Consider the following 24,825-nt stretch of genomic DNA (forward strand, 5'->3'; position numbering starts at 1 on the left):
CCTTATGGGCGCACTTTATCTTCGATAATATCAGGATCACTTACTAGTAAGCTCCCATTTATATTGAATATATTCATCATTTGTGCGATATGTTGCAATGTGTATCCACCAGTACCTCCAGCTCCAACTAGAACGATTTGAGGTACAAGTCTTTTTCCTTCTGTAATATCAATAACAATCATAAAAAAGAAGAAAGTTGCTAATGAACTTTCTTCTTACACCTCCTCTAAATTATCTTATATATCATCCAACGCTTTAGGCATCATTAAAGTGATACGATTAGCCTGCTTGTATGTCATCATTCCCTTTCTGCAATTGTTCATATCTAGTGACACCAGTCAATGAATAAGCAGTAATATCGCTTAATAAGTACTTATTATCAAATACCAAAGTAGGATTAATTTTTATATGTTGTCCTTTATAACATGTACGCACATATAAATCAGGGAAGATCTTATTAATCTTTCCAACGATACAATATAGTAAAAATGCTCGTTCACTACGATTATCTGTTTCAGATGGAATAGCAGCCAGCGTATGATGATTCTGATAGGTAAGAGAAATCTTCAGCATTATCTGTTCAGTTTCTCTTTTCCCCCAGTTCACACGGTACGTGAGGTAGAGTAGGTAGCCAGCGAGTTACATATTTGAAATAAGCACTTTTCCAACTACCCCTCCCAGAACGGAGCGTGACAGTTTCCTAGTCACTCCGCTCGCCAGTGACTATATATCAACGAATTTTCATCCCATTGTATTTTCCCGCGTGAATTTTATCGTGGCATTCCTCACAAACAGCTAGTGTTTTGCGATTCATGGCTACCATCCTCTTTATCCACTCAGGCTTTTCTTTCCTACTATTATTGCGAAGATTTTTTAGCTTTTTAACGTGATGCATCTCAATATTTCCTCGTGCTCCACATAGTTCGCAAGTATTATTCCGCAACCTGTCTATCAATTGAGTTCTAGTATTGAAAATTTTGACAGGATTTTCTATGATTGTAGCGGTTTTATTGTAGGCTAGTTTCATACCACCGAAATAAGTAGCCAGAGGCTTTTTGTTTTCTCTCTCAATTGCGACATGAAGCACCTTATATTCCCCATCTTTTGTTTTCAATACCTTTTTATATTTTTAAAAGATTTTGTTGATGGTAGTTTTGTGCTTATTTGCTAATGTTCTTGCGAGAGAGAGCTCCATAACTCGTTTTACGTTATGGAGTTGATGAGCATTGTAGGCAAGTAGATAATATTGGGCAAATCCTCTAAACTCTGCTTGAAACTGGCTAACAATATCATAATCAGAGTTTGTGGTTCTTTCTTTTCTGTGGATAGGTTGTCCTTTTGCCATATATTCGTTCATCTTAGCCTTCATTTTGTCCTCTGGTACCCTTAGTCCAATTACCCCATTAATTATTCTTTGACCACGTCTATCATGTTGTGTATTGCAATGTAATACATGGATGTCGTAACCAAGGAAACGTGCTTTTTCTTCTCTAGCGTGTGTAATTAACGTCTTTTCTGGGCTAAGGTTAAGGTTCAACTCTGTTTTTAGGAAAGTTTTAATTTTCGCCTTAACTTCCTCTGCATCTTGTTTGCTCCCAGATAAACCAATTAGCCAATCGTCCGCATATCGAACGTAATAAAGCCGTTTAAATTTTGGGTCAGTTGGGTTTTTCGAGGGCATTTGCTGCGCAATTTTTCTTAGTTCCTTAACTTTTTGCCAGTTACCATGACGTTTATATTTATCGATTTGCTTGAGAATTGCTCTGTATTCCTTATTTTCTGTGCGTCTTATTCCAGACGTGTACAGATGAATTAATGTCTTTTCCACATATTGGTCAAGTTTATTCATGTAAATATTAGAGAGTAAGGGACTTAGAATTCCTCCTTGTGGACACCCGCTGAGAGTTTGGCTATATTTCCAATCCTCCATGTAACCACTTACGAGAAGATGCTTAATTAATCTCAGAAATCGACTGTCGTGTATCTTTTCTGACATAATTCTGATTATAATCTCGTGGTTTATGCTTCCAAAGCAATCACTTATATCTCCTTCAACAAACCATTTAACGCTTTTCCATCCATCTCGATAGCGAATAGCTTCAAGTGCGGTTTGACACCCACGATTCTCGCGGAATCCATGTGACTTATCACTAAATTGTGGGTCGTAGTATGCATTCATAATGATTCGCATAACTTCTTGTAGGAGTTTATCTGACCAAGAAGGCATGCCTAATGGTCTCATCTTTCCATTTTTCTTTGGAATGTAAGTTCTTCTTACAGGTGTCCATCGATAAGACTCTCGCTTAACCTTTTCGATGATATCATCAATTTTCTTCATAGACATACCATCTACAGTTTCTTCGGTAATGCCTTTGGTCATTGATCCGTTATTGCTATAGATATTTTGGTATGCCATGAGATAGAGTTCTCGATTGTAAAGTAATCGATAGATTCTTTCAATGGGAAGTCCTTTCTTTCCTCGTTCGCTGATGATATTCAAAACTGCTTCGGTCGTTCGCATCTCGCGTTCCTCCTAGATTTGATATCATAATCACCTATTTCCCTTCTCCTACTCATACGAGTCAATGGCACACATTACAGTCCATCTGTGTAATTTCCATTACAGAAATTACATTGGATACTATGGAAATTCCGTTACCTTAAAGGTCTCCCTTCGTAGGCAATCCCATGTTCTTCGGGGTTGGAACGTGCTAGCACGACTTAGGTTCTTCATTTATCACCTTAATTGAGCTCACTGCTCAACGTCCTACAACCTTGGATTTCCTTGGTCGAAAGTCGTAACCAAGTATGTTATAGGCGGGGAGTATTTAGGTTGTGTATCCCCGAAAGTGCGGTTCCTACACTGGTAATTGAAGTTTAAGCAGTTTAGCCTTAACCATATCGTGCAGAACTAGCAGAGCGATACCATAAACAACCTTCTGATAGCCTCTGCGTTACCTCCATGCTCTTGTCCCCTTGCCCTTTCGGGTTTAGGTAAGGAGTTGTTCTCAAAGCATTTTCCAAGGGCTTTGGTCCAATGTTTGGACAATCCCAACCATGAATGACATGGCGCACACTTTCACCTCATACGGCGTTCCATCAATACGATTTTACCCGCTGATTAACCCTAACTTGTCCCTAAACTTCTTGATATTTTTGCTCATTTTATTTGTAACAATAACAGCTTCTAATTTTCCATGGATTAGTTGGTGACAAATATAGTGCACACTAGCAAGGTTGTTTACTCGATTGATAAGCTCTATGGGGAGATGCGGGTTGATATGATGGGTCTGAACCGCATCTATAATCGCATCTCCACAAAATCTGCATTTCCCTTTATCACGATTGAATGCATAGGCTCGATTCATCATATACTCAAAATTATATATGGTGTGAGGATTCTCAATCACCTTGAGTAGGGTTGAATGTGCAACCTTTTCACCAAAGAGTTCATCCACCCTCAGTTTTAAAGGTTTCTTACCTGTTCGTTTCGCGTAAATTTCCCTACCTTCGGGGGAATGTGGGGTTTCCTTTTGATTCTTAGGAGGAGAAAATTCCCATTTACAGAATCTTAAGTTTGTAATACCAATCCACAATCCTTTATGTTCGATGGCTGGAATGTTTTGGCTAGCATATTCGGTGTGTAAACCGATTAAATTACTAACTCTTGTAGCATTTACCCATCGCACCTTGCCATTTGTTCTTCTTTTAAGTGCTTTATAGGCTGAGTATTTCAACCTTTCGGCATACTTTCTGAAGATAATGTGTACCCATGTGGCGGCTTGGAAATAATTGATTAATCCTCGGATTTTAGAATTTACTCTGTTGATAGCGGCCAACAGTAACACTTCGTTGGGAGCTTTTCGGATAGCTTTAAGGAGATGTTTTATATCCCTGAGTTTCCGTCTGAGTAATTTTTCGTTTGGTTTTGTCCGAGTTATATACTTTTTTCCGTCGTTCGTCACTCTCTTAAAATCGAATCCTAAGAATTTAATAGGACGTTTCATTACATTTGTTATGAGCGTTTTTTCCCCTGATAGTTCTAATTTGAGTTTGTCATGTAGAAATTCAGAGATACGTTCCTTCCACACTTGAGCATTTTCCTTTGAGTTGGTAAACAACACCCAATCATCCATATATCTTACAAAGAACGCTGGTCTAAGCTTTGTTTTTCGTAAAGCTCTCAATCGGTGCTCTTGTTTACTGTACTTGTATCTTGTTTTCTTTTTTTCCCACTCCCTAGAAACGAAATGATCTAATGCATCAAGGTAAACATTAGCCAAAAGTGGGGATATAATCCCACCTTGAGGTGTACCGAGTTCGTTTCTGAAAGTTTCCCCCATCACACCAGCTTTCAACATTTCCTTAATAATCATTAGAACCCTTCGGTCTCGAATTCCCATACCATATAGTCTCTTTATGAGGATGGTATGATTCACGTTGTCAAAGAATTTACTAATATCTCCCTCAACTACCCAGCAGTACCTTGTACTGTTACAAAGGGTTTGTAATCTAGTTAAAACCATTCCTGCGTCTCTCATAGGACGTGAGCCGTAAGAGTGAGCGAAGAACTGCGCTTCAAGAATAGGCTGAATTACCATTCTTACGCATTCTTGAATAACTCGGTCGATTATGGTTGGGATACCTAGTGGACGTTTTTCCTTCTTTCCTGGCTTTGGAATCATCACCCTCCGTACAGGCTGTGCCTTATAGTCATATAAGGAGGTTTGTATGAGATTGATTATATCCCTCTGATTCATGTGAAGGATGGCGTCTCTAATTCTTCTACTGTCGCTACCAGGAGTTTGACTTCCTCTGTTACTTTTCAACCTGTGGATTGCACTGATGATAACGAGTTCTGAACTTATGACTTCTAACAATCCTTTGCATCGGGGTCTTCTACCCTTTTCATATTCCTCTTTAGAGGTGCTATATAAATCATCTAAGATTTTATATAATTCCTGCTCAGTTTCGGGTTTGTTAAGTTCCTGTACCAACTATTTCTCCTCCTTTCGGGAGTAGAGTGTTGGGTTAGTCAGTTGTGCTCACCGGCATCCTTAACAATAGTTGTGGGTTCAATCGTATTGACTATGCCCCTTCGCTCCACCGGCATTACCCTGCTTCATCACTACTACGGGCTGCTGTCACTAATGTTCAATGGTCATTTCCTACCATTTAGAAGCATTGGGGCTACTACCCTTTACCATCTTCTCATCAGCTTCCTCTGTTCCTTAAGTGTTAGCCTTACATATGACCTTAGTTGCCTTCTCTAACCCACCGACTACCCTTTCACCCTTTGCTGGTGGATTAAGGGCTTATAACCTAACTGGTTAAAAGCAGATACTGCAATGGCGAATACCATATCTGCAATCGGACTCCCTTATAGGAGTGGGCGATTCTTGATTCTCATTCCCCAAAGCTTACGGGCCTTTCATCCGAAGGTTCGTCTAGCCTAATGGCGTCCTCAACATAGTCATTTTATGGCACTCCGACTACTTTACTAACCACTTCACAGGTCTGTTTTTCGCCGTCTTCACCGAGCTTCATACACCCACTTTAGTAGAAGTGAATGCATGTCGGAGTATCAAGTCTAACTTGCCAGCATTCAAGTCGGTTAGGTTCTTCCTCCTAACATCTTCACTTAAAGTTTGCTGATTTCTCAGCACCTAATCTTTACCCAACTCTTTCGAGATTGGTTTAAATTAGGAACAGAGCGCACCACCATCTTCCTTGGAGACCCATTCATTGTTAATACGAACTGAAATCGTACATTTCGTACCATTGTTTTTCCATTCGTCGTAACTAACTTTCCAATTTGCCAACCCAAAAACAGTATCTAATCTGTTCATGATTGCACGAGCTGAAACATAAGGAACAACCGCTGCTTTCAATTTACCTTTTATATTACTTACATGGGTTACACGCCATTCTAACTCACAATCCTCAAATGGTGATTTTAATTCCTCTAAATAATTTCTCTCCATAATTAAATCCTCCTAAAAGTTAATTTAATACATCAAGAGTATTGATGTATTGCCCTTTACCTCTAAAAATATAAATTTCATATAACACTAAAGAAAAACACAAAAAGGGCTTTTCTAAAGTCGAATAACACAAAGAAGACAGAAATAATTCTTTGAAATTCGGCTCAAGAAAAGCCCTTCTAGATTGAAACTGAAGTGTAAAAGATACTTGTTCAGTTTGAAATACTCAACTGTTTTTTAATTCATCAAGTATAAGTAACTTGGCTGGAAAATAAAAAAACAGGAAACTAGATAAACATAAACTAAATAAATATATATATAGTTTATGTTCATCTAGTTTCCTGCATATAAGCAATATTAGACTTGGGGACTAGACATTATATTGTATAAACGATAAAAATAATTAATAATAACTAATAATAATTAACTAACAAATAAATAAGTAATAACAAAAGATAAATAATTCAATTTATTTAATGGAGATTTTTATCTTGTATTTGTTTATCAAGATAAAGGACAGACTGTTCTTTTTCGATAAAAAACTTAGCAGAACTTTGATCAATTTCTTGAACCTCATAATGAGACTGATTCTCTAATAATTCTATAGATTCCAGGACAGTTTTAGGTATATCTTTCATTTTTCGTACAGTACGTTTTAAACCTTCTTGTTTTCCTTCACGATCCATCAGGATTTCAATAATTGTAACGTCTAAATTTGTAGTATCTAATATAAAGCTTCTTGTTAAAATATACATACTTTATTCCCCCTCATAATTAATAATATTAGAAATATCTTAGATTTTATAGTGAAACTTTGAGAATTTTTGGAAATGTTGAGAATTTAATCTCTTATACTTAAGAATATTATAATCTATTATCAAGAATACCTTTGACATTTTCTATATCATTGGAGATTTAAATATAAGTTTAGCCTAATTATATACGAAATATAAATCTATATACAAAAAACCCTTATATCTTCATTGCCTATAACATGGCAGTTGAGATATAAGGGTTTTCTCTATCATTCAATTTATATAAATTACAATTTATCGATTATGTAACTATTGTCTTGTTGAATTTTTAGTAAATCTTTATTAAAAGAAAGAGGAAGTAGATTACTTGTTATTAGTTAAATAATGAAATTTGAATTTGTTGTAACTCCTCTTCAGGTAGAGGGTTAAAGAAAGCATGAACTAAGCCATCTTTATGTAGAACCTCTGCTACACAGAAACGTATATTAGCCTTTTTTAAATCTATCATTAATTCACGATTAATGTACCTTGCCTTCTTTACACTCGATACATAAATAACTAAAACAGTTGGTTGTATTGGATAGTTGTTAATAATAAGGTTTTTACCTTTTTCAACAAATTCATCCCAAGCACTCATTACAGACTTAATTTTTCGAAGGTCTTCTGATTCGATTACAGAGTAAACTAAAAAATTGATTTGTTTATCTTCTTGCTGTGAAGCTCTAAAGCAGAAGGAGGCTGGTAATAAACCTCCGCTAAGTTTTGCGTGCATTTTATGGTCAATGAAAGCTGATTTATAGCGTAAATGGCATAACATATCAATATCTTGCCAGTAGCGTATATGAACATATTTTCCGTGCTTATCAAAATATTTAGGGTGATAGAAATATTGCCTGCCACACCAATATTTCAATATTTGGTACCCATACTCAGTTAAGGTGAATGCACTTTCTTCATAGGATTTTTCGGGTTCATCCTCATTTAATAATTCAACCTTCCATTTTTGAATCAGTTGAAAGTAATCAAGAGTTTGTAAGGTTTTGCTCATCGTTTGACGTTTAATTCTGTTTTTCATAAAGTACAGCAGCTGACTATAACGTACGCTAACATGATCACCTATAAACAGTAAAATGAGCCAACCCTCATTTTCTTGTAACTCAGGTCTTTTAGAAATTAAATCATGGCCATTGCTATACCGATACTTTTTATTTTGATTATGTACACGATATATATTTAAATTATTAATTTCATCATGGGATAACCCCTGTAAAGAGGGACAATACAGGGGCAATTTTGTTTCTTGATTTATCATTGATTAGTAACGGTAAACATCTAAATTTTTCTTTTGACCTTGTGGATAGTTGATAATACGTACAGTCCCTCTTCTTGTATTTGCATCCATTTTTAATAGTTCACAGGTAACTAAAGTGTGATTTTCAGCATCTAAGAATGTTGGGTCAGATACACCTCTACCCTTTAGACCTTTAAATACAACACCAGGTGCAACTTCAACAAAAATACCAGCAATGGGATCAACTTGTACAATTTTTCCTACAAAACGGTCTTTTCTCTTGATTGTTAATAATTGTTCCATTGGGTCTTGCTCTAGTACGCGCTTATTTGCAACGAATACATAGTTGTTTTCTTTCTTCGCGGCACGGTCAATAACTACTTCTACCTTTTCACCAACTGTAATGGAAGTAGCGGTTGTATACGAATGTGACCATTTATCAAATGGAACGATTGTCTGTACACCTTTCACCTCAATAATTACATAACGACGTTCGCCATTTACGCCTACTACTTGTGCATTATATACTTGTTTTGCTTTAGACGATGTAACTTCTTCAAAGAGTGTTTCAGATAATAGTTGTTCACCTGATTTAATTGATACAATAGCGAAATTACCTTCCGGAGTTTGATGGAAGTGTTCTATAATAAATGGTTTTTCACGACCTACCAGCCATTGTGGATTTTTTGGTACACGAATGCCTGCTTCTTCAATTGGGCAATAAGCAGTAGTATACTCTCCAATTTGAAGTGTTAAAACCATCGTTCGTTCTGACATACCCCGCTTTGTTGGAAATAGCTTTTCCGATACTTGTGTGACTAAGCCTTTTCCTACTTTACGATCACGTTTCATTGTTGCTAGCTCTTCTAATTCATGTGCACGAATACGGCTGAATCCAACAAGTTCTTCTTTCTCTATATGTTCAGTTGTTGTTACTTCTGCTAATACGTCCTCTAGCAAATCATCTGAAGTATTTAATTCTACCTCTTGTGGAACAAAGTTTTCCATTTTACTTCCCCCTATTTTTAAACTAAAAAAGGACACACCTGTAGCGTATAAACGCAGCAGGTGTGTCCTTACATGCAATTTCAATATTTAAGTATTAAGATAAACATAATATAATATACGACTAATGGCAATATATGAATTTGCATTATTTGTAAAAGTATATGTTTAGCTTAATAGCATAAAGAGATTGCTAGGGCCTATAAGCTCAATAATTTGATTTGTTTTTTATTACAAAGTAACTACCTAACCGATTTTTTTTTGTTTTTTCGTTTTTTAACACTCAAATTTAAGACTAAGGTAACAACTGTTTGCAAAATTACAGAGATGATTAGCATACACATTGCAAAGAGTAAGTTATTCATTTCAAATACTCCTGTAGTTCATATAATAGTTATTTAAAATCTTCAAATAGTGGATCATTCATATAGTTCAATTTATTCTCTTCGTTGGAATTAGAATTTTTAAGTTTATCTTCGTTTTCTTCTACTTTTGTAACAGTAGAACTGGAATTAATGTCTTGTATTACAGACTGGTAGAATGAATATTCATCATTTGGTAATACAGTCTCTTTAGGCTCTAATGTACTTTGTTCTAGTTCATCAGTATTTTTATGTTCAATGGTTTCCACATGAGAATGTTTAGATATATCCGCTATGTCCGATGTATTCGTTTCTTGCGGTATATCCAGTACATCAGACACATCCGTTATTTCGGATATATCCGCCATATCTGATATGTCCCTTATTTCTGGCATATCTACTATATTCATTTCTTTTGGTGTGTTTAATATATCTGATACATCAGATACATCTGTCATCTTAGTTATATCTGTTATATTCGATGCAGCTGCTATATCTGATATAGCAGAGTTTTCAATTGAATCACTTTGTCTACGTTTTTTTAAATCATCTATAGCTTGAAGGATCTCAGTTGGATTATCAGTCTCAGTAGGAAGAGAAGATACCTTTGGGCCATGTATTAATTTACGACGATCATCTAGCCAGATGTTGAGCTTTTCTGGGTCTGTTTGAATTATAGCTTTAATAAACTCCTTATTTAATACAAAGTTTGAAGTGATTTGCTGTACAGGCTGTACACTATTATTTTTCACTATACGCACTGCACAAATAAATGCTCCTTGATTCATAATATCTGCCGGTGACATAACATCTTCTTTTGTTTTTTGATAAGAAGCTCCCATTCGACTTTCCGGACTATCCTGAAGTGGTGATATTGATTGTTCTGAATCACTTTGTGCAAAAGTTTCTTTTTGACCAAACAACTTTGAGAAGATTTCTGCATCATATGGTGTAGCATCTCCAAAAATCATCTTGTTACGGAAGCTACCTAAAAGTGTAAACATGAAGTGTTCTGAGAAATCTAATGCTAATTGAGATAAAGTTTGTGATGCAATTGTAAGAATTAGTTTGTATTTACGCGACTGAGCTGGGAATTCTTTGAAAGGACGCACAACATAATCTGGGAATTCGTCAACTACTAAGTGATGGTATGGTGAAATGTTTGGTTTTCTTCTAAATACAGCGTTCTGCCTACTCAATAATACGAATTTACCAAGAACATTTGATAGCTCTGCCAAGTTACCTTTATCGGTATTGACTAATAGAATCCCACCTGCTTCTAAATGAACATCAAAATCAAAATCAGATTTACCAAATAATACGCGTCGTATTAACATGTTACTTGCTAAGTCATTTAAGATATTACGTAAACCTTTTACATATTCTGCTTCAGCATCAAAATGGATTGGTTGTCCTCGATATTTACCAGTCGTATATACCTTTTCCTCACCTTTGTTGTCATGAATTGGTCGAATAGTATTTGCAAACCATTCATCAACACCTTTTATAATTAAGTATTGGTTATATTCATCACGTGTATAGTTATTTTGTGAAACAAATTGTGCATGCTTTTCCACTTCTTGTTTTAATTTAATATGCATTTGATGAACAAGTTCTACATCGTTATACATATCAATTAAATCATCAAAAATAACATCTTTTGTTGGTTCATGCAGTTTCAAGAGATAAATATGTTGTTTTAGATGGTTACGTTGTGCTTGTTCAAAGAACGCGTTATTACTTTCGGATAAGCCAGCGATAACCATTGTAAAAACTTCTGCAACCTTGTCTACAGGACCACGTAATATATTTATACATTTGGTATCAGGATTTGATGGATCGATATAAAATATAACCTCTTCCGGTATATTATGAGCTCGACATAACTTATAAACTTTTTGACACAAATCATTAGAAGGCTCAATAACAGTAATACCCGATAAAAATGTGCCTTTTACTTCTTCAGAATCATAATTTTCATTCAATCGCGCTTGTTCATATTTATTGATATAACGACTCATCCAATGAAGGTCTTGATTGATGATTGGAATAATTAAACTAGAAGTTTTACCAGAACCAATTGGTCCAATAATGACTTCATTTAAAGTACGGTCTTTTCCATAAACTTTTACCATTTCACCGTGTTCCTTATGTGGTCCCAGTGCAATATCAGGATGAACAGGATCTTCCTGTTTATCAAATACTTTAGCTAGTTTTTTATTTTTATATTCATATTCATTTAACCACTTAAAGAATTCCTCGCGATACCTTAATACATGACCAGCGAACCATAGAGTAAATACAATTACAAATAGCATTGGTACAATCGTAAAGGTAATTCGTAAATAGAAAAGGTTCCCGACAAGCACCTCCCCTAATGCTGGGTTTACACTGAAGTCAACATTAGCTGCCTTTTGTTCGATATATGGCATGAGTTTTGAGTGTATTGGGTTTGTGATGAACCATAAGTAATTTAATTCTACAGCTAGAAAGGTACTAATCAAGATAAGCTGCTTGCCATATTTAAAATTAAGCCTCTTCGTTCTGCTATAGAATCGAAAGAGCAGCTCACCAGTTATGAATGCTAAAAACATTGTAACAACACCCCAGTAGTTCGGGGCAATTTCACGGGTTGGTGGATTAATACATAGCAATAACAACTGTATGTATTGATACAAACCCATTAAGAAAAAGAATAAAAAGCTAAAAAATAGACTACATGTGATTATTAATGTTGCTTCTTTACTCAAATGTTCTAAACGTTTTTCTAATTTCATATTACACCTCTATCCCTTAATGAACTATTTATTAAAGAGCATGAGAAGCAGCTCTATAAGCTATAAAGAATGTATTGTAAATCTCCTAGCTTTCAGGCTACACAATAAAAAAAGACAAACGAAAAATGCTATAAATACAGCGTTTTTCGCTTGTCTTAAAGGATACAAGTTATATTTTGTTGTGTGCGAAATGATTGTAGCAATATATTCAAATAAAATCAATATAATTCAAGGATTTCCCTTTTGGCAGGGTTAGAATGGTTGGCAGTCCTCATATAAAGTTTCTCAGCTTCGTTTAGTTTTAAGTTTTCGTTTTGTAATGAGAATAAATATGTATCTTTATAGTCACTCATTAAAAGCACTTCTCTAGGCTTATCTCTTTTTGGATACATAATAATTAAAGGTAGATTTAAATATCCACTAGACTCTATTCGTGAGTGAATAAGATCATCTAATTGTGCTATACTACGATATTCATTTTCATGGCCGAAGACAAAATAAAAATCTTTAGTAGCATTTTTATCTGTTCTATAAATACGTCTTAATCCCCCGCTTACAGAAAGTTTAAAACCATTTACTTTTTCCGCGTATCCATACTTCCAAATAGAATCCCCTACTTGACGTTGGGATAAAGGTTCCAGGATTACATTTGTATAATGTTCCCGTTCAAATGTTTGGTTTAAAAGGAATTCAGCGATAACATCTCCAGAGTCTTTTAAAGAACATACAAAGATTTGTAAATTTTCAATGCTCATTAATTCATTGTAATATTTTCTCATACGGAATAACAGATTTGAGAGTCTACCATAAGCAGCTGTGTCTGCAATTGGATTAAAGAAAGATCCATCGACACCAACAAAAAATACACCAACTTTTTCTGTAGTTTGTTTCGCGTATGAAATGTAATGTTCAATTTTCTCTAATACTTGTTCTAAACCTTCGGTGCTCATATCCATCTCTATAAAAGCAGACCTATTATGTATTGTAATAAATTCATCAGGAACAAAATTATACGGATTATTCTTAGCATTTATGGATTTTTGAACTAGAAAGGATCGTAAATCAATGTTGTTTACTATATTAGCATGGTACTCATCTGTTCCATTTTTCACGAGTCCTTCGAGAGCTCTAATTAACACTTCCCTCGATAAAACAGCGTGTAAGGATAATCGTTCCGTATGCTTTAGCGAAAAATTCTTTGGTAGATATTGATGTTCTTGTAAAAAACGAATAGTATGCGGCTTTAAAGAATAAAATGCACGTTTATGTGCTGAATTAGCTTTTGTCTCAATACGTTTAGATAAGATTCCACCATGAGCAGAAAATCTAGTTAATTTAGATTGTATATTTTTCAAAGACAATATTTTACCTCTAAAAAAGGAATATAATCCTGTAATTTGTTGAGATGTAAGGAATTTTTTATTGTATAAACATGCTAAAACTTTCATATCGACATCTTTCAAAACAAACTTTTTATCTCTACTTTTAATTTGAAAATGATAGTGTTTTGATTGCAGCATTGTAATGCCTCCTGTTTAAAAATAAACATAAATTAAATTTAAATATTTATATAATCCTAACATAAAATTTACCTGCCTAAACACTATTAAAAATCAACATAAAAAACGGTCTTCAATGGGGTCAAAATGGATAACATGAGTCAGGGTAAATTTGGATAGTAAAAATAGTGGCACAAACACTTGATATTAATGGGATTAAACCTGTTTAATTTTTGCCTGTCCTCGGACAGACATAGGCATACCAAAACTTTTTTTCAAAAAACACACCTTAAAAACGGTTTGTACACTTTGTTATGGACAGGCAAAAATATTCGATTATAGGCAGGCAAAAAACAAAAAAGTACTGATACTAACATGTTCATAATGTAACAGAAAAAGAAATAGTATAATGACAAGTTCTACCTTGTATACATTATGAATTTTTACGTCGAAATATCTCAAAATAATACGAACGATAAGGATAGGTAATTTCTTCTAAACTATCGAATTGTAATATACAAGGAGGGATAACCGTTATGTCCAATACAACAGTTATAACAAGTGAAGATCATAACTGGGATTCTAAAGATATAGAGGATATAAGTGATATAAGTGATATAAGTGATATATCTTTTACAGTGACTCAGGCAGCAAATACATTAAAGATGAAGGTTCCAACTTTTAAGAAATACTATAATTTAATTGAGAAAATGTCTGATTACAAATTTCACAGAAGTGATCAAGGGCTAGTTATGTTTGATAAAGACGATATAGAAATGTTTTTTCGGTTAAAAGAATTGAAAAAAGTACCTAAGATTACATTGGAAAAGGCTTGTGAAGTACTTATTGAAGAATATGACCTTTCCATTTCAACGAGTCAGTTTTCATCACACCACAACGGCCCATCCCATGAACTATATGAAATTGTACGTGAGCAAGGTAAATTACTAAACCATCAAGGACAGTTACTCAAAGAAATAACCATACAACTTCAGGAAAATAAAAAGGAAACCCCTATCCTAATTGAAGAAGCAGTTAAAAAGAAACAAAAGGAAATGGAGTCTTCAAGAGATGAACAATTAATGCTTGTGTTAAGGGAGATCCAGTCAGTAAAGAAAGAAATGGCAAGTAACAAAAGTAGACTAAGTATCTGGAAAAGTATTAAACAATTGTTCGGATTAGATAAAAAGTGACTCAAAGAGTTATATTTATCTAATCTTATTTTTTAGAATCTTAATATAGAGTCTATAATAACACTCTCTATAAAAATCATCTTATTATATCGGATTATACATGACTAATAAACAAGCTTGTATCTAAGGCTAACTATAAGAATCTAAATTAAGAGTCCTTTTATAGAGTCTATAAAAATATATAGTTATATAATACAGTATAAATCAATAGGAACTTTATTCTATATGAATAGCATTGCCTTAAACTATGAAACTTATACTGTTCTACTATGAAAATTTCAATATAATAAACTTGTGATTCTTGTAGAATCTTAATATAGAGTCTATATTAAGAAACGTCTTTAAAAGGCTATTATATATAGGTTTAAAGTATTTTATATACTAAAAAAAATGTATATTTTTTAGTCAGAGTCTTGTATTAGACGCTATAAAGAGATATTATAGATATAAGAAAATTATTCCTATTAATTCAGAAAGGAGCGAATTGATTGGACAGCAGATTAAATGAGAAACATATTTCATGTAAATTCACAAATGAAATTACAGAAGTGTTTTATGACATTATTATGAATGACGAAGTATTAAAAGAAGTCTTTCTATTTATTGCAAAAACACTTGTTGCTAATGAAAGAAACGGTAATCCATCTACCGGGGTAATTATTAACGATATAACTGAAAATGTAGTCCTTACACGTCAAGTGCGTGTTAAAAAAGGAAAATCATATATTTATGAGTCATCGAAGACTAACATACATAGAAAAACAGCTGAAAAGCATGTAGATATGCTTTTAGCAATGTCACTTATTTATTACAAAGACTTGAAGCCCTATAAGTTTTTAAATTTAACTGTTCGAGGTAAGCAAGTCTTAAAGAAATTTGTTACGGAATATCAATCAAAAAAGGAGAATGAATAATAATGGCTAAAGAATTATTAAATTATAAACCAGCATTAAATCTAACTGTTGTAGGGTTTGGACAAGCCGGAAATCGCATTGCAGATCGTTTTGCTGCGATTAAGCAGAACGGAAAATCGTTATACAATTGTTTAGCGCTAAATAGTAATAATGGTGACTTATTAGAACTTAAAAACATTCCAGACGAGAATAAATTATCTCTAGGTTTAGGAGGATTAGGTAAAAATCCTGAAAAAGCCATTAATATTTTAGAAGAAAATCCAAAAGTAAAAGAGGAATTGAAGAGTTTTATTGCTAACCAGGTTAGACCTTCTGATGATTTAGTTTTATTTGTAGCTGGTCTGGGTGGTGGAACAGGTACATCTACAATTGTAAAAGCAATCGAAGAATTTTATGAGTATCATATCAAGCCAACAATAATGACTGAATTACGCGCACTATTAACATCAGCCCCAGCAGAACATCGTGCAGATAAGGCACAAATCGCTAGATATCAAGTTGAAGCAATGAGAAGAGCTAGAGAAAAACATGCTAAAATTGGGATTGTTGTTACACTACCAGTACGTTCCGATGGCCCGGATGTACTTCGTCAAGTAAATGCATTTGCACAGCGAATTTGGGATTTTTCTAAAAAAGAGAAAAATGGTATTGCATTTGTAAACTTTATAGACAATCAATACTTATCAGATGAATTTAAGGCTTTAAATGAAGCAACAAAGGCTGAGATTGGTGTTAACAATGCTCGCGACTACGCTAATAAGAGGTTTGTAGACCTTTTCCATGAAATAAATATCTCTCCAAGTGTTGGTGGCACATCAGTTATTTTAGATAAAGAAGACTTTAAACGTGTTTTATTAGAGCATAAAGGCTGTTTAGTTCTAAATAAAACTGGAAAGCCAACTAATGAAGTAACAAACAACAAAGCTATAACTGATATGTTTAATGAGTCAATCAAAGGAAGTGCCCTACATCAACCGATTCAATTAATACGTGAAGAAAATGGACAAAAAATCGTTTCTAAAGTACATCATGTTGGTTTATTGGCAATTTTAGACCCAAATCAAAATCTAGGAAGCTCTTTTATTGATGATGCAAAAGATGCTGTAGTAGAAAGTCTTCCAATTAACGGTACTGTTTTCTCTGGTTACTTAGAACTTAAAAATGATTATGAATCAAGTGTATATACATTCTATAAGACTGAAGGATTACCAGAAAGACTAGCAAAAGGCTTGGTTGAGGAATTTAAAGAGTTTCAAGATAAACAAAATCAATTGATTTTCGAAGAATCTTCCATTGCAACAATTGCTGCTACAAGTGAATCTGAATTTGATATTGAATTAGATCTAGATTTATTAGATGGTTTGGATGTAGATATCAATTCTGAAAACGAAAAAGATAAAAATATTAATCAAAGCGTAGAGGATATTCTTGCTGACATTGATTTAGATGATATTAAAGATTTAGATTAAATTAATGATTAACCTTGTACATATCGGATATAACCAAATTTCAGTATTATATCCGATATGTTTTTATATAATCGTTTCCTAAAAATTGGTGAAAGATAGAATAAAATAAAGAAAGGCTAATGTTTTGATACATTAGCCTTTCTTTATTTGTCTTACATTAGTTGTTTTAACCTTGATTCAAAGTGTGTGTTAATGTAATTATTAATGAACTGTTGCCTCGCTGCACTATTTTCAATTTGCTTCTTGAAAATAAATCCAATTTGATTATATTTTTCTTTATCCGGCTTATTATTCCACTCAATTAAGGCTTCTTTCTCTAATTCTGAACGTAATTGATGATAGATTAACATGTCATTAATACGCTTGTCTTTCTGTTCTGAATCATTAGATTCAGTTTCTTTAGGAAGTTTTTCCACTATTTCAGCCTTAAATTCATTAATTTGTATTTCAACTTGTTTAGATATATTTTCACTTTGTTTTTCCACTGATTCAGGTAATGATTTTATAAGCTCTAATTGCAAAGTATGGAAACGTTCGGAAACCAACTGTTCAATATACTCTTCTAGATTAGCAATCTTCTTACTAAAAGGTTCTAAACTCGTCTTTACATACTCTTCAATTTCAAAATGAATTTTACGTTGAAGTGCTTCTACATCGAACACTTCATGGGACTGCTGTGTTGGTTCCTCTGGATCAGGAAAATCTCTACATGGATACATTACTGGTAATTGGTCAAAGATGGCTTCTATTGACCATTTCTCTTCTCTTTTTTGCTTAATAAACAGCCCTATTTTCAAATCTAACTCATCATAAACTTTTTCACCATTAGCAACTCGGTTTATATAGTGTATCTGATTGTTTTCAAGCTGCTTAAACCAATTATCCACTGTATTGATATGTTTACCGACTTTTTTAGCAAATTCAGATATTCTCCATACCTCATCATTACGTTTGATACTAGTGTTTGCTTCCGTATGCTGATAATCTTTGTCTATTGTATTCAAATTTCACACCTTCCTTTTATACACACGATGTCTGGTGCAATGTTATAACTTAAATGTATAGTGATTGCATGCTATATGTAATCTACATTGTGGTCTACAAAATAATATAAACATTGGTGTATCAAGGTTTAATAGTTGTTCAACTATCTATTATTATAACAAAAATCTTCTTTTATTGTCGTTATGTGTGTGTAAAAAACATAAATAAATGTAATCTATATATGTTCAGTTGACCACATATTGTCTATATGGTGTATACATTCACTCTGTTGTTGTAGACAATAAATATACTACATGTAGAATACTGACAACATGTAGTATACAAATGTGGAGCGCAATTGTACCTTGGATCACGCGGTGGAACGTTGGTATATCAATTTTTTTGTCTTGGCAGAACAAAAAAATATAATTTCAGCATGAGTCCAAAAGCTGAAATTATATTAATTAATATAAATATAACAAATAAGTATTATCGTTAGAAAAAAGTATTAACAAATATTGTAGTTGTCTGCTACAATGAAAATTAATTAAATTTGAACAGAAATAAAAAAGGTTTCAACTGCCATCGTAGTGTAGCGCCAACTACCTACGACGGTTTACCGTCCAACCACGGTAAACAACTGACTGTAGAAACCTTGTTTTAACATTTCCTATATATATAATATTTTATTATAAATGGGATGCTAAAACAAGGTTTCGTAGCATGTTTTTAATGGATTTTTATCATTTTCTATTCCAAGTAAAGGTGTTGTTTACTGTAATTTTACGGTGAATAACACCTTTTATTGTTTTTGTTAAGAAATGAGGGTTCATTTATGAAAAATTCCGTAATTTTAAGTTCACAGCAATTTAGAGATTTACGAGAAATTAAGCCGTACTTCAACGAAAAAAAACAATTAACAAAATTAAAAAATGAATTATACGACAGAATCAAAGTTTATTATGGGGACCGATGGTACCTTTTCAAAAAAGAAGTACAAGCTGCATTACAAGATTTATGCTTTAAGTCCCAAGAAAGAGGGGTATGTTATTATCAACCAGATAAACTAGCTACTAAATACGGGATTGGTGTTCGGACGATAAGAAGAAGGCTTGCAGAATTAATCTCGGCCAATATCATTTTGGTAGCATATTGCCGTAATACAAAAGGGAACAGCAGAAAGAAGAGTATTTACTTTTTTACAACTCATCCATATTTTCCACATTGGAAAGAAGCCTTTGGTCTAGAGCTCAATCAAATTGCATCTACAAATGGCAAAAACGATGACAAAAAAGAAAATCATGAAAAACCAGATGGCTCTAAGGGTTACAGTACTCCAAATACGTATACCTATATATTACCTAAATATATATTTAATCATTCTATGTCTTATAAGAATAAATTTTATAGATATGTTCCTAAACTAATAAATCAAATGTATTCATCAATTTTTGAAGACAAATTAATAGAGTTCTGGAAGAGAGTTTTAATTAGCTGTAATAAAGCGTCCATTGAGAATGGAAATACCATTACAAAAAAACAACGTATAACAATAGCAAGAGAGTCATTGCAAATGCTTCATAGATATATTAGTTATAAACATAATATGCTTGAGACTCTATCTTTTGAGGATGAATGCAAAATACTATATACAATTGCCTATAAAAAAGCAGTAAAGTGTACTGAACTTGAAGTCCAAAAGAAATCAAAACATCAAGAAACAACAAAAGAGATATCGAATGAAAAAGTTACTGAAGAGTGGACTGAGGAAAAACTAAATTTAAAAAGATTATTAGAAGAACGTATAAACAGAATGAAAAAAACTTCTTAATGCTAGGCACTAAAAAGGTTATCTGCTCGTTTTATTATTCCGTTCTTGATAATTTATAAGCTTCAAGAATGCTTCTAAAGTTTATATCACTTAAACCTAAATGTTTTTGTAGCTCATTCACATTTTCGAAACCATATGTATCCAACTTGTGGAACACAAAACCTTGTTCAACAGCTTTTAGTGTAAAGTTAATACCAATTTTTTGTGATAATCGATTAACCTTTGGGGAAAAATCAATAGTCTTCATTGGCGAATATTGATTTTTCTCATCAGTATATCCGTTTTTACGCATGAAAAATAAATGGTTTGTGCCAGATAAACTACGGAATTTTTCAGTTTCGTAATAGATATCCTTAATATAGCTAGCTGCTATACCAGTTATATTTACTTGAAATGAATTTAAACTTATAATAACCTGGTTATTTTTAAAAGCCAGAGAACAAATAAAGTCTTCAGATGCCATTTGAGTAGTCCGGATGCCATTTGAAGCTAATATTATTATTGCTTTATCCAAATTATTAATGGTTATATCGGATATAACTTGTTGCTCAATTTCTTTAATTTGTTGAATAGGTATCCACTTTCATTGGTTTTGATTAGGTAATCGTTTTAATTTAGCTGCTGGATCTACTCCAACTTTACCAATACGTTCTAAAAAATCGAAATAACCTTTGATTTTAGAAATATGTTTGTTTACTGTTGATATTTTTAATTGCTTTTCTTCGACTAAATATGTAATATATTTACGAATATCACTGGTTGAAATATTAATTGGTTCTAAGTAATTTTTTTGTTCAAGTTGTAAAAAATTATAGAAACTTGATAAAACCTTTTGATAATCAGTTTGAGTCCGTTTTTGAACACATTGTGTTTCTTCTAAAAACAAGAGCAATTCAGGCAGGTACGGTATATGGATTGTCATTTTATCATCACCATTTAAAAAGTTATTAAAGTCCTATAAAACTTATACTTTATTCTTTTATTATAAACTAATTCAAGAAATAGGGGATATTTATTCCTTGACTTTTTCAAAAATAGCAAATAAATTAAAGTGTATATGTCGAAATAGTTTAATACAAAGATTTATAAAATCTCAAAACGGACACACCGAAGGGAAGAGATACCCCTTCAGTGTGTCCGTTTTTTTTGTTAGGAGTGATATAAGTGCCGCAGCTTAATGCATTAATAGGATTAATTAAAGCTGTGCGACTAGGGGCACATAGCTATTATGAAAATACGATTAGATGTTCTTATTTACCACATCGATATTACTTTTTAACCAGTTATATAACTGGAAATGAGCTTGAGGAATGGGTAGAATTTGATACATCTGGATTTATGAGTATTAATTACACCGAAGTTGAACATGAAATGTCTAATTTTTGTATTGATTTAGATGTCATTAGACTCGCTTTAAAGCTAAATGCTAAAAGAAATAGTACAGGAGTTTGTATAAAGTTGTCTTCTGACAAAGAAAGAATTGAAAAAGTCATCCACCTTTTGGAAGAAAACAATATTAAAAATGAATTTGTTACTAGAACAAAAACTTTGAGAATTACTGATCCGGTAGACTTATTTTTAAAAGACTCAATTGAGCTTGGCATATATTCAATTGCCACTATTTACGAAATGCTTACCCAATCAGAAATTGAAAGATTACTATACTACTTTTTACAAGAAACTACTAGGGGTGTAATAAAAACATGACATTACAAGAAATCTTTGAAAAAGAAATTAAAGAGTTAATCTCTGATGAAAAATTTGAAAGTGAATTAAACACTCAAATTATTTATTTTAGTAATATTTTAGCTGAGAAATGCGGTCTAACTCGTATTAATAATCATGATACTGATATTGAGAAAAGGGATGAGCTAATAAATTTATTATCAAAATTTGAAAAGTTAGTTAGCCCTGCACTAAAGAATAGTTTCTTGAAAGGCTATCAAGTTGCTCTGGAATTATTGAATCATGAAGAAACCAAGTTAGAAAAAGAAGATTTGGTACATAAAGCGATAGAAAGTAGGTTTACTGAAGCTGTTGAAAGTTATTATTCAACTAGCTTATATGAGTTTATTCGTACTGCAGAAACACAAGAATTTATACTATTCGCTATTAGAAATTTTGAAGATGTTAAATCATGTTTAGAACAGATTTTTACAGAGTTTGCAAAGTTAGGTTCACTATACTGTCTAAAGCGGTTAAAACAACGTCGTAAGGTAGAAGATGAAGCTGCGATTCCAACACATGTAACGAAATTACCAATAAATCATTTTTTTAATATTACACCTTCCATTCGGGCATATGTTATAGCCAATAATCCAGGTATTGAGATTTGGTCCTTGGTATGGAATTGTGCAGCTACTAATAACCCATTTGTTGAAGTCGGTGATGTTGTGTTAATCCACCGTTCAAAGCAACATATTGAGAAAGATTTAGAATCAGGTTCTATATACATGAATAATTTGATGAATCTTACAAATAGTGCAGAATTCATTGAAATTAGAGTGAAAATGACAAAACAAAGTAATTCGCCACGAGCAATAAAAGATGTTGAGTATAATTTATTCCTTGATAACCTAGTAAATCTAATTTCAAATCAAACGAAACTTTCAAAGGAAAATGTAATTTTATGGATGTGCTAGAAACTTATTTAGATATGGCCGATAAAATTATTATTTTTCGCAAGAGATTTAACCTTAAACAGGCTAAAATCGCAGAAATGATAAATGTCTCAAGAGCTACAGTATCAAATTATGAAAACCTTAGAAGTAAGATTCCTGATAATATTGAACATCAATTAAAGAAAATATTTCAAGAGTATTCTTTTGAGATTGATTATGAGGACCTATACGAAGAAGAAAAATTCCTTCTATATCGTATTCGAAATAAACTAAATCAAATAGAAATAGCTAAATTATTGGGGTACAACTCTAAGTATTATTCACATATTGAAACGGGTAATAGTCCAATTACAACTCAATTTGCTAATAGATTTAAAAGTGACATATTGAATTGGCGTGAAAATGATTCACCAGTTCAATATGTCGTTTAACAAATTAGAGATTGATTTTAAGTATATTCCAAGAAAGGATTAAAACAATGAAAGTTCTTTTAGCTATTGGAGATCCAATATATTCTTCATACTTACGTGAAGACTTTGAAAGAAATGATATGGATGTTGTCAATACAGAGATAATGCATATCAAATATATAGATGAAGTTCTTACCCTAGAGCAACCAGATGTTTTATTTTTTAATGATCAACGTATTGGAATTGAAACAAAAGCCATAGATAATCGGGAACGTGCAATTTTAGAAAAGATTAGAAAAATACGTTTAGAATTTGCAGATCTAAGAATTGTGATTTTAACAGAACGTGATAATAACGATGCTTTTCTGAGAAACTTGGTAGCTTGGGGAGTTTACGACATTTTTAATAGTAATCGGATTAAAATGGAAGCCTTAATTGCTCAAGTAAAAGAACCTGTTTCATTAACAAATGTACAGCATATTCTATATCAAGATGATATTGAATTAGAACTAGGAGATATACCAGTTACAGCTGATATAGAAGTTATATCACTAGAAGAAGAAAATACAGGTGTTAAAGAAGTAAATCCAAATGAGGAAAAAAAGCTTAACAAGAAACCCAAGAAGAGTTCAGTAGAACAAAACAATACCCGTAATACTGAAAAAGAAAGTCAACACAAACCTACAACTGTTGAAAAGAACAAGTATACTATTTCTTTTCAACAGGTAGTATCAGAAACTGTAACAATTACGATTCCTAGAAAGACAATAGTTATTGCTAATGTAAATAGTCGTTCTGGAAGTACATTTATTTTACATTTGCTTTGTGACTTCTTAAATGAGCAAGGCATTGACGTAAACTATATTGAGAATATCTATGATGAAGGATATACCTTCCCTCGGTTTAACGGACACAAAATGGCACCTGAAGGATATCGTTCGTACTTCTCCTATTTAAAATTTATTGAAGAAAACAGAAATAACCTATTTGGGGTCACCATACATGCCCATCAACTTAAGGATATTAACTATCCCCCAAGTGTAAAAATATGAAATGACAATAAAGTAGTTTAAAACCAAATAAAATCTTTTGGGAGATGGTATGAATTTGGGTTTTCATACCATCTTCTTTAATTTCTCTGTATAATAAAAGAAAGAATTTTTAGATATCTAAGCAATGAAAAGAGGGCAGGGGAAAATAACATGAGCTATATTATGAATTTACGAAAAAAAGTTGGAGCTGAGCCTCTAATTATGGTTGGAGCCTGTGTATTAATTTTTAATAATGAAAATCAACTTTTGATGCAATTAAGAAAAGATAATAAATGTTGGGGACTTGCGGGTGGCTCTATGGAATTAGGGGAAAGCCTTGAAGATGTTGCAAGTAGAGAGATGTTTGAAGAAACAGGATTAAAAGCGAATCAATTAGATTTATTAAGCACTTTTTCAGGCAAGGATTTTTAGTACCAATATCCACATGGAGATGAAGTATATAATGTTGTAACAGCTTTTATCTGTCGAGATTATTGTGGCTCATTAAAATTTGACGAGTCAGAAGCTACAGATATTCAATTTTTTGATTTAACAAAACTTCCTAATAATATAAGTCCTCCAGATCAACTGGTAATTGAAAGATTTTTTAAATTGTAAAGGGGGGGGGCGATTATTTATTCGCCTTCCGCAAATTAAACAACTTTATTATCTGTGCAGAGATAATAAAGTTGTTTAATT

Annotated in this window: 18 protein-coding genes and 4 pseudogenes; 9 read left to right on the top strand and 13 right to left on the bottom strand. The window is 32.8% G+C overall.

Going from position 1 to position 24,825, the window contains the following annotated elements:
• Window positions 1-14: 14 nt before the first annotated feature.
• From BAMA_RS15385 to BAMA_RS15430, 10 genes and pseudogenes are all read right to left on the bottom strand, one after another.
• Window positions 15-182: pseudogene (locus BAMA_RS15385) on the bottom strand (ThiF family adenylyltransferase); the annotation flags it as partial.
• 97 nt (window positions 183-279) lie between these two features.
• Window positions 280-573 carry a hypothetical protein gene (locus tag BAMA_RS15390; RefSeq protein WP_034640679.1) on the bottom strand — a complete coding sequence of 98 codons (294 nt, stop codon included), beginning with the start codon at window positions 571-573 and terminating at the stop codon, window positions 280-282.
• Between the two features lie 157 nt (window positions 574-730).
• Window positions 731-2,521, bottom strand: a pseudogene (locus BAMA_RS15395) (reverse transcriptase/maturase family protein).
• Between the two features lie 589 nt (window positions 2,522-3,110).
• On the bottom strand, window positions 3,111-4,997 hold the full coding sequence (gene ltrA, locus BAMA_RS15400; protein WP_034640683.1) for a group II intron reverse transcriptase/maturase: 1,887 nt from the start codon (window positions 4,995-4,997) through the stop codon (window positions 3,111-3,113).
• A gap of 705 nt (window positions 4,998-5,702) precedes the next feature.
• Window positions 5,703-5,984 carry a Rad52/Rad22 family DNA repair protein gene (locus BAMA_RS15405; RefSeq protein ID WP_051758987.1) on the bottom strand — a complete coding sequence of 94 codons (282 nt, stop codon included), beginning with the start codon at window positions 5,982-5,984 and terminating at the stop codon, window positions 5,703-5,705.
• A gap of 473 nt (window positions 5,985-6,457) precedes the next feature.
• Window positions 6,458-6,739, bottom strand: coding sequence for a hypothetical protein (locus tag BAMA_RS15410; protein ID WP_034640685.1), 282 nt, complete (start codon window positions 6,737-6,739; stop codon window positions 6,458-6,460).
• Window positions 6,740-7,112: 373 nt separating this feature from the next.
• Window positions 7,113-8,051 (bottom strand): hypothetical protein, encoded by a 939-nt coding sequence (locus tag BAMA_RS15415; protein ID WP_034640688.1) that lies wholly within the window; start codon window positions 8,049-8,051, stop codon window positions 7,113-7,115.
• Between the two features lie 3 nt (window positions 8,052-8,054).
• Window positions 8,055-9,038 carry a hypothetical protein gene (locus BAMA_RS15420; RefSeq protein WP_034640691.1) on the bottom strand — a complete coding sequence of 328 codons (984 nt, stop codon included), beginning with the start codon at window positions 9,036-9,038 and terminating at the stop codon, window positions 8,055-8,057.
• Window positions 9,039-9,828: 790 nt separating this feature from the next.
• A pseudogene (locus BAMA_RS15425) lies at window positions 9,829-12,174 on the bottom strand (type IV secretory system conjugative DNA transfer family protein); the annotation flags it as partial.
• 218 nt (window positions 12,175-12,392) lie between these two features.
• Complete coding sequence (locus BAMA_RS15430) at window positions 12,393-13,694, bottom strand: replication-relaxation family protein (RefSeq protein WP_051758989.1); 1,302 nt, start codon at window positions 13,692-13,694, stop codon at window positions 12,393-12,395.
• A 515-nt stretch (window positions 13,695-14,209) separates the two neighbouring features.
• Here BAMA_RS15430 and BAMA_RS15435 point away from each other — a divergent pair.
• The 3 genes from BAMA_RS15435 to BAMA_RS15445 all read left to right on the top strand — a co-directional run bounded on the left by BAMA_RS15435 (window position 14,210) and on the right by BAMA_RS15445 (window position 17,249).
• Window positions 14,210-14,866, top strand: coding sequence for a DUF3967 domain-containing protein (locus BAMA_RS15435; protein WP_034640694.1), 657 nt, complete (start codon window positions 14,210-14,212; stop codon window positions 14,864-14,866).
• Window positions 14,867-15,354: 488 nt separating this feature from the next.
• Window positions 15,355-15,780, top strand: coding sequence for a hypothetical protein (locus BAMA_RS15440; protein ID WP_034640697.1), 426 nt, complete (start codon window positions 15,355-15,357; stop codon window positions 15,778-15,780).
• A gap of 2 nt (window positions 15,781-15,782) precedes the next feature.
• The gene (locus tag BAMA_RS15445) at window positions 15,783-17,249 is read left to right on the top strand and encodes a cell division protein FtsZ (protein WP_034640700.1); all 1,467 of its coding nucleotides are present in this window, start codon (window positions 15,783-15,785) and stop codon (window positions 17,247-17,249) included.
• 152 nt (window positions 17,250-17,401) lie between these two features.
• Here the strand turns inward: BAMA_RS15445 and BAMA_RS15450 are convergent, their stop codons facing one another.
• A complete protein-coding gene (locus tag BAMA_RS15450) occupies window positions 17,402-18,253 on the bottom strand; it encodes a MerR family transcriptional regulator (protein ID WP_034640703.1) in 852 nt (283 codons plus the stop codon).
• Window positions 18,254-19,068: 815 nt separating this feature from the next.
• Here BAMA_RS15450 and BAMA_RS15455 point away from each other — a divergent pair.
• Window positions 19,069-20,064: a helix-turn-helix domain-containing protein gene (locus BAMA_RS15455; RefSeq protein WP_034640706.1), complete on the top strand. Its 996-nt coding sequence runs from the start codon at window positions 19,069-19,071 to the stop codon at window positions 20,062-20,064.
• Between the two features lie 34 nt (window positions 20,065-20,098).
• Here the strand turns inward: BAMA_RS15455 and BAMA_RS15460 are convergent, their stop codons facing one another.
• Complete coding sequence (locus BAMA_RS15460) at window positions 20,099-20,527, bottom strand: hypothetical protein (RefSeq protein ID WP_034640709.1); 429 nt, start codon at window positions 20,525-20,527, stop codon at window positions 20,099-20,101.
• Between the two features lie 120 nt (window positions 20,528-20,647).
• Window positions 20,648-20,986, bottom strand: coding sequence for a site-specific integrase (locus BAMA_RS15465; protein WP_034640712.1), 339 nt, complete (start codon window positions 20,984-20,986; stop codon window positions 20,648-20,650).
• A 242-nt stretch (window positions 20,987-21,228) separates the two neighbouring features.
• Between BAMA_RS15465 and BAMA_RS15470 the strand changes: the two genes are divergently transcribed.
• The 5 genes and pseudogenes from BAMA_RS15470 (at window position 21,229) to BAMA_RS15490 (ending at window position 24,744) form a co-directional block, all read left to right on the top strand.
• Window positions 21,229-21,771: a hypothetical protein gene (locus tag BAMA_RS15470; protein ID WP_034640714.1), complete on the top strand. Its 543-nt coding sequence runs from the start codon at window positions 21,229-21,231 to the stop codon at window positions 21,769-21,771.
• Window positions 21,768-22,706: a hypothetical protein gene (locus BAMA_RS15475; RefSeq protein ID WP_034640717.1), complete on the top strand. Its 939-nt coding sequence runs from the start codon at window positions 21,768-21,770 to the stop codon at window positions 22,704-22,706. The genes BAMA_RS15470 and BAMA_RS15475 overlap by 4 nt, the downstream gene beginning before the upstream one ends.
• A complete protein-coding gene (locus BAMA_RS15480) occupies window positions 22,694-23,116 on the top strand; it encodes a helix-turn-helix transcriptional regulator (RefSeq protein WP_034640719.1) in 423 nt (140 codons plus the stop codon). Before BAMA_RS15475 ends, BAMA_RS15480 begins: the two co-directional genes overlap by 13 nt.
• A gap of 47 nt (window positions 23,117-23,163) precedes the next feature.
• Window positions 23,164-24,147 carry a hypothetical protein gene (locus BAMA_RS15485; RefSeq protein ID WP_051758990.1) on the top strand — a complete coding sequence of 328 codons (984 nt, stop codon included), beginning with the start codon at window positions 23,164-23,166 and terminating at the stop codon, window positions 24,145-24,147.
• A 150-nt stretch (window positions 24,148-24,297) separates the two neighbouring features.
• Window positions 24,298-24,744, top strand: a pseudogene (locus tag BAMA_RS15490) (NUDIX hydrolase).
• Window positions 24,745-24,825: the final 81 nt, after the last annotated feature.

The sequence above is a fragment of the Bacillus manliponensis genome, assembly GCF_000712595.1.
GTDB classification, from domain to species: Bacteria; Bacillota; Bacilli; order Bacillales; family Bacillaceae_G; genus Bacillus_A; species Bacillus_A manliponensis.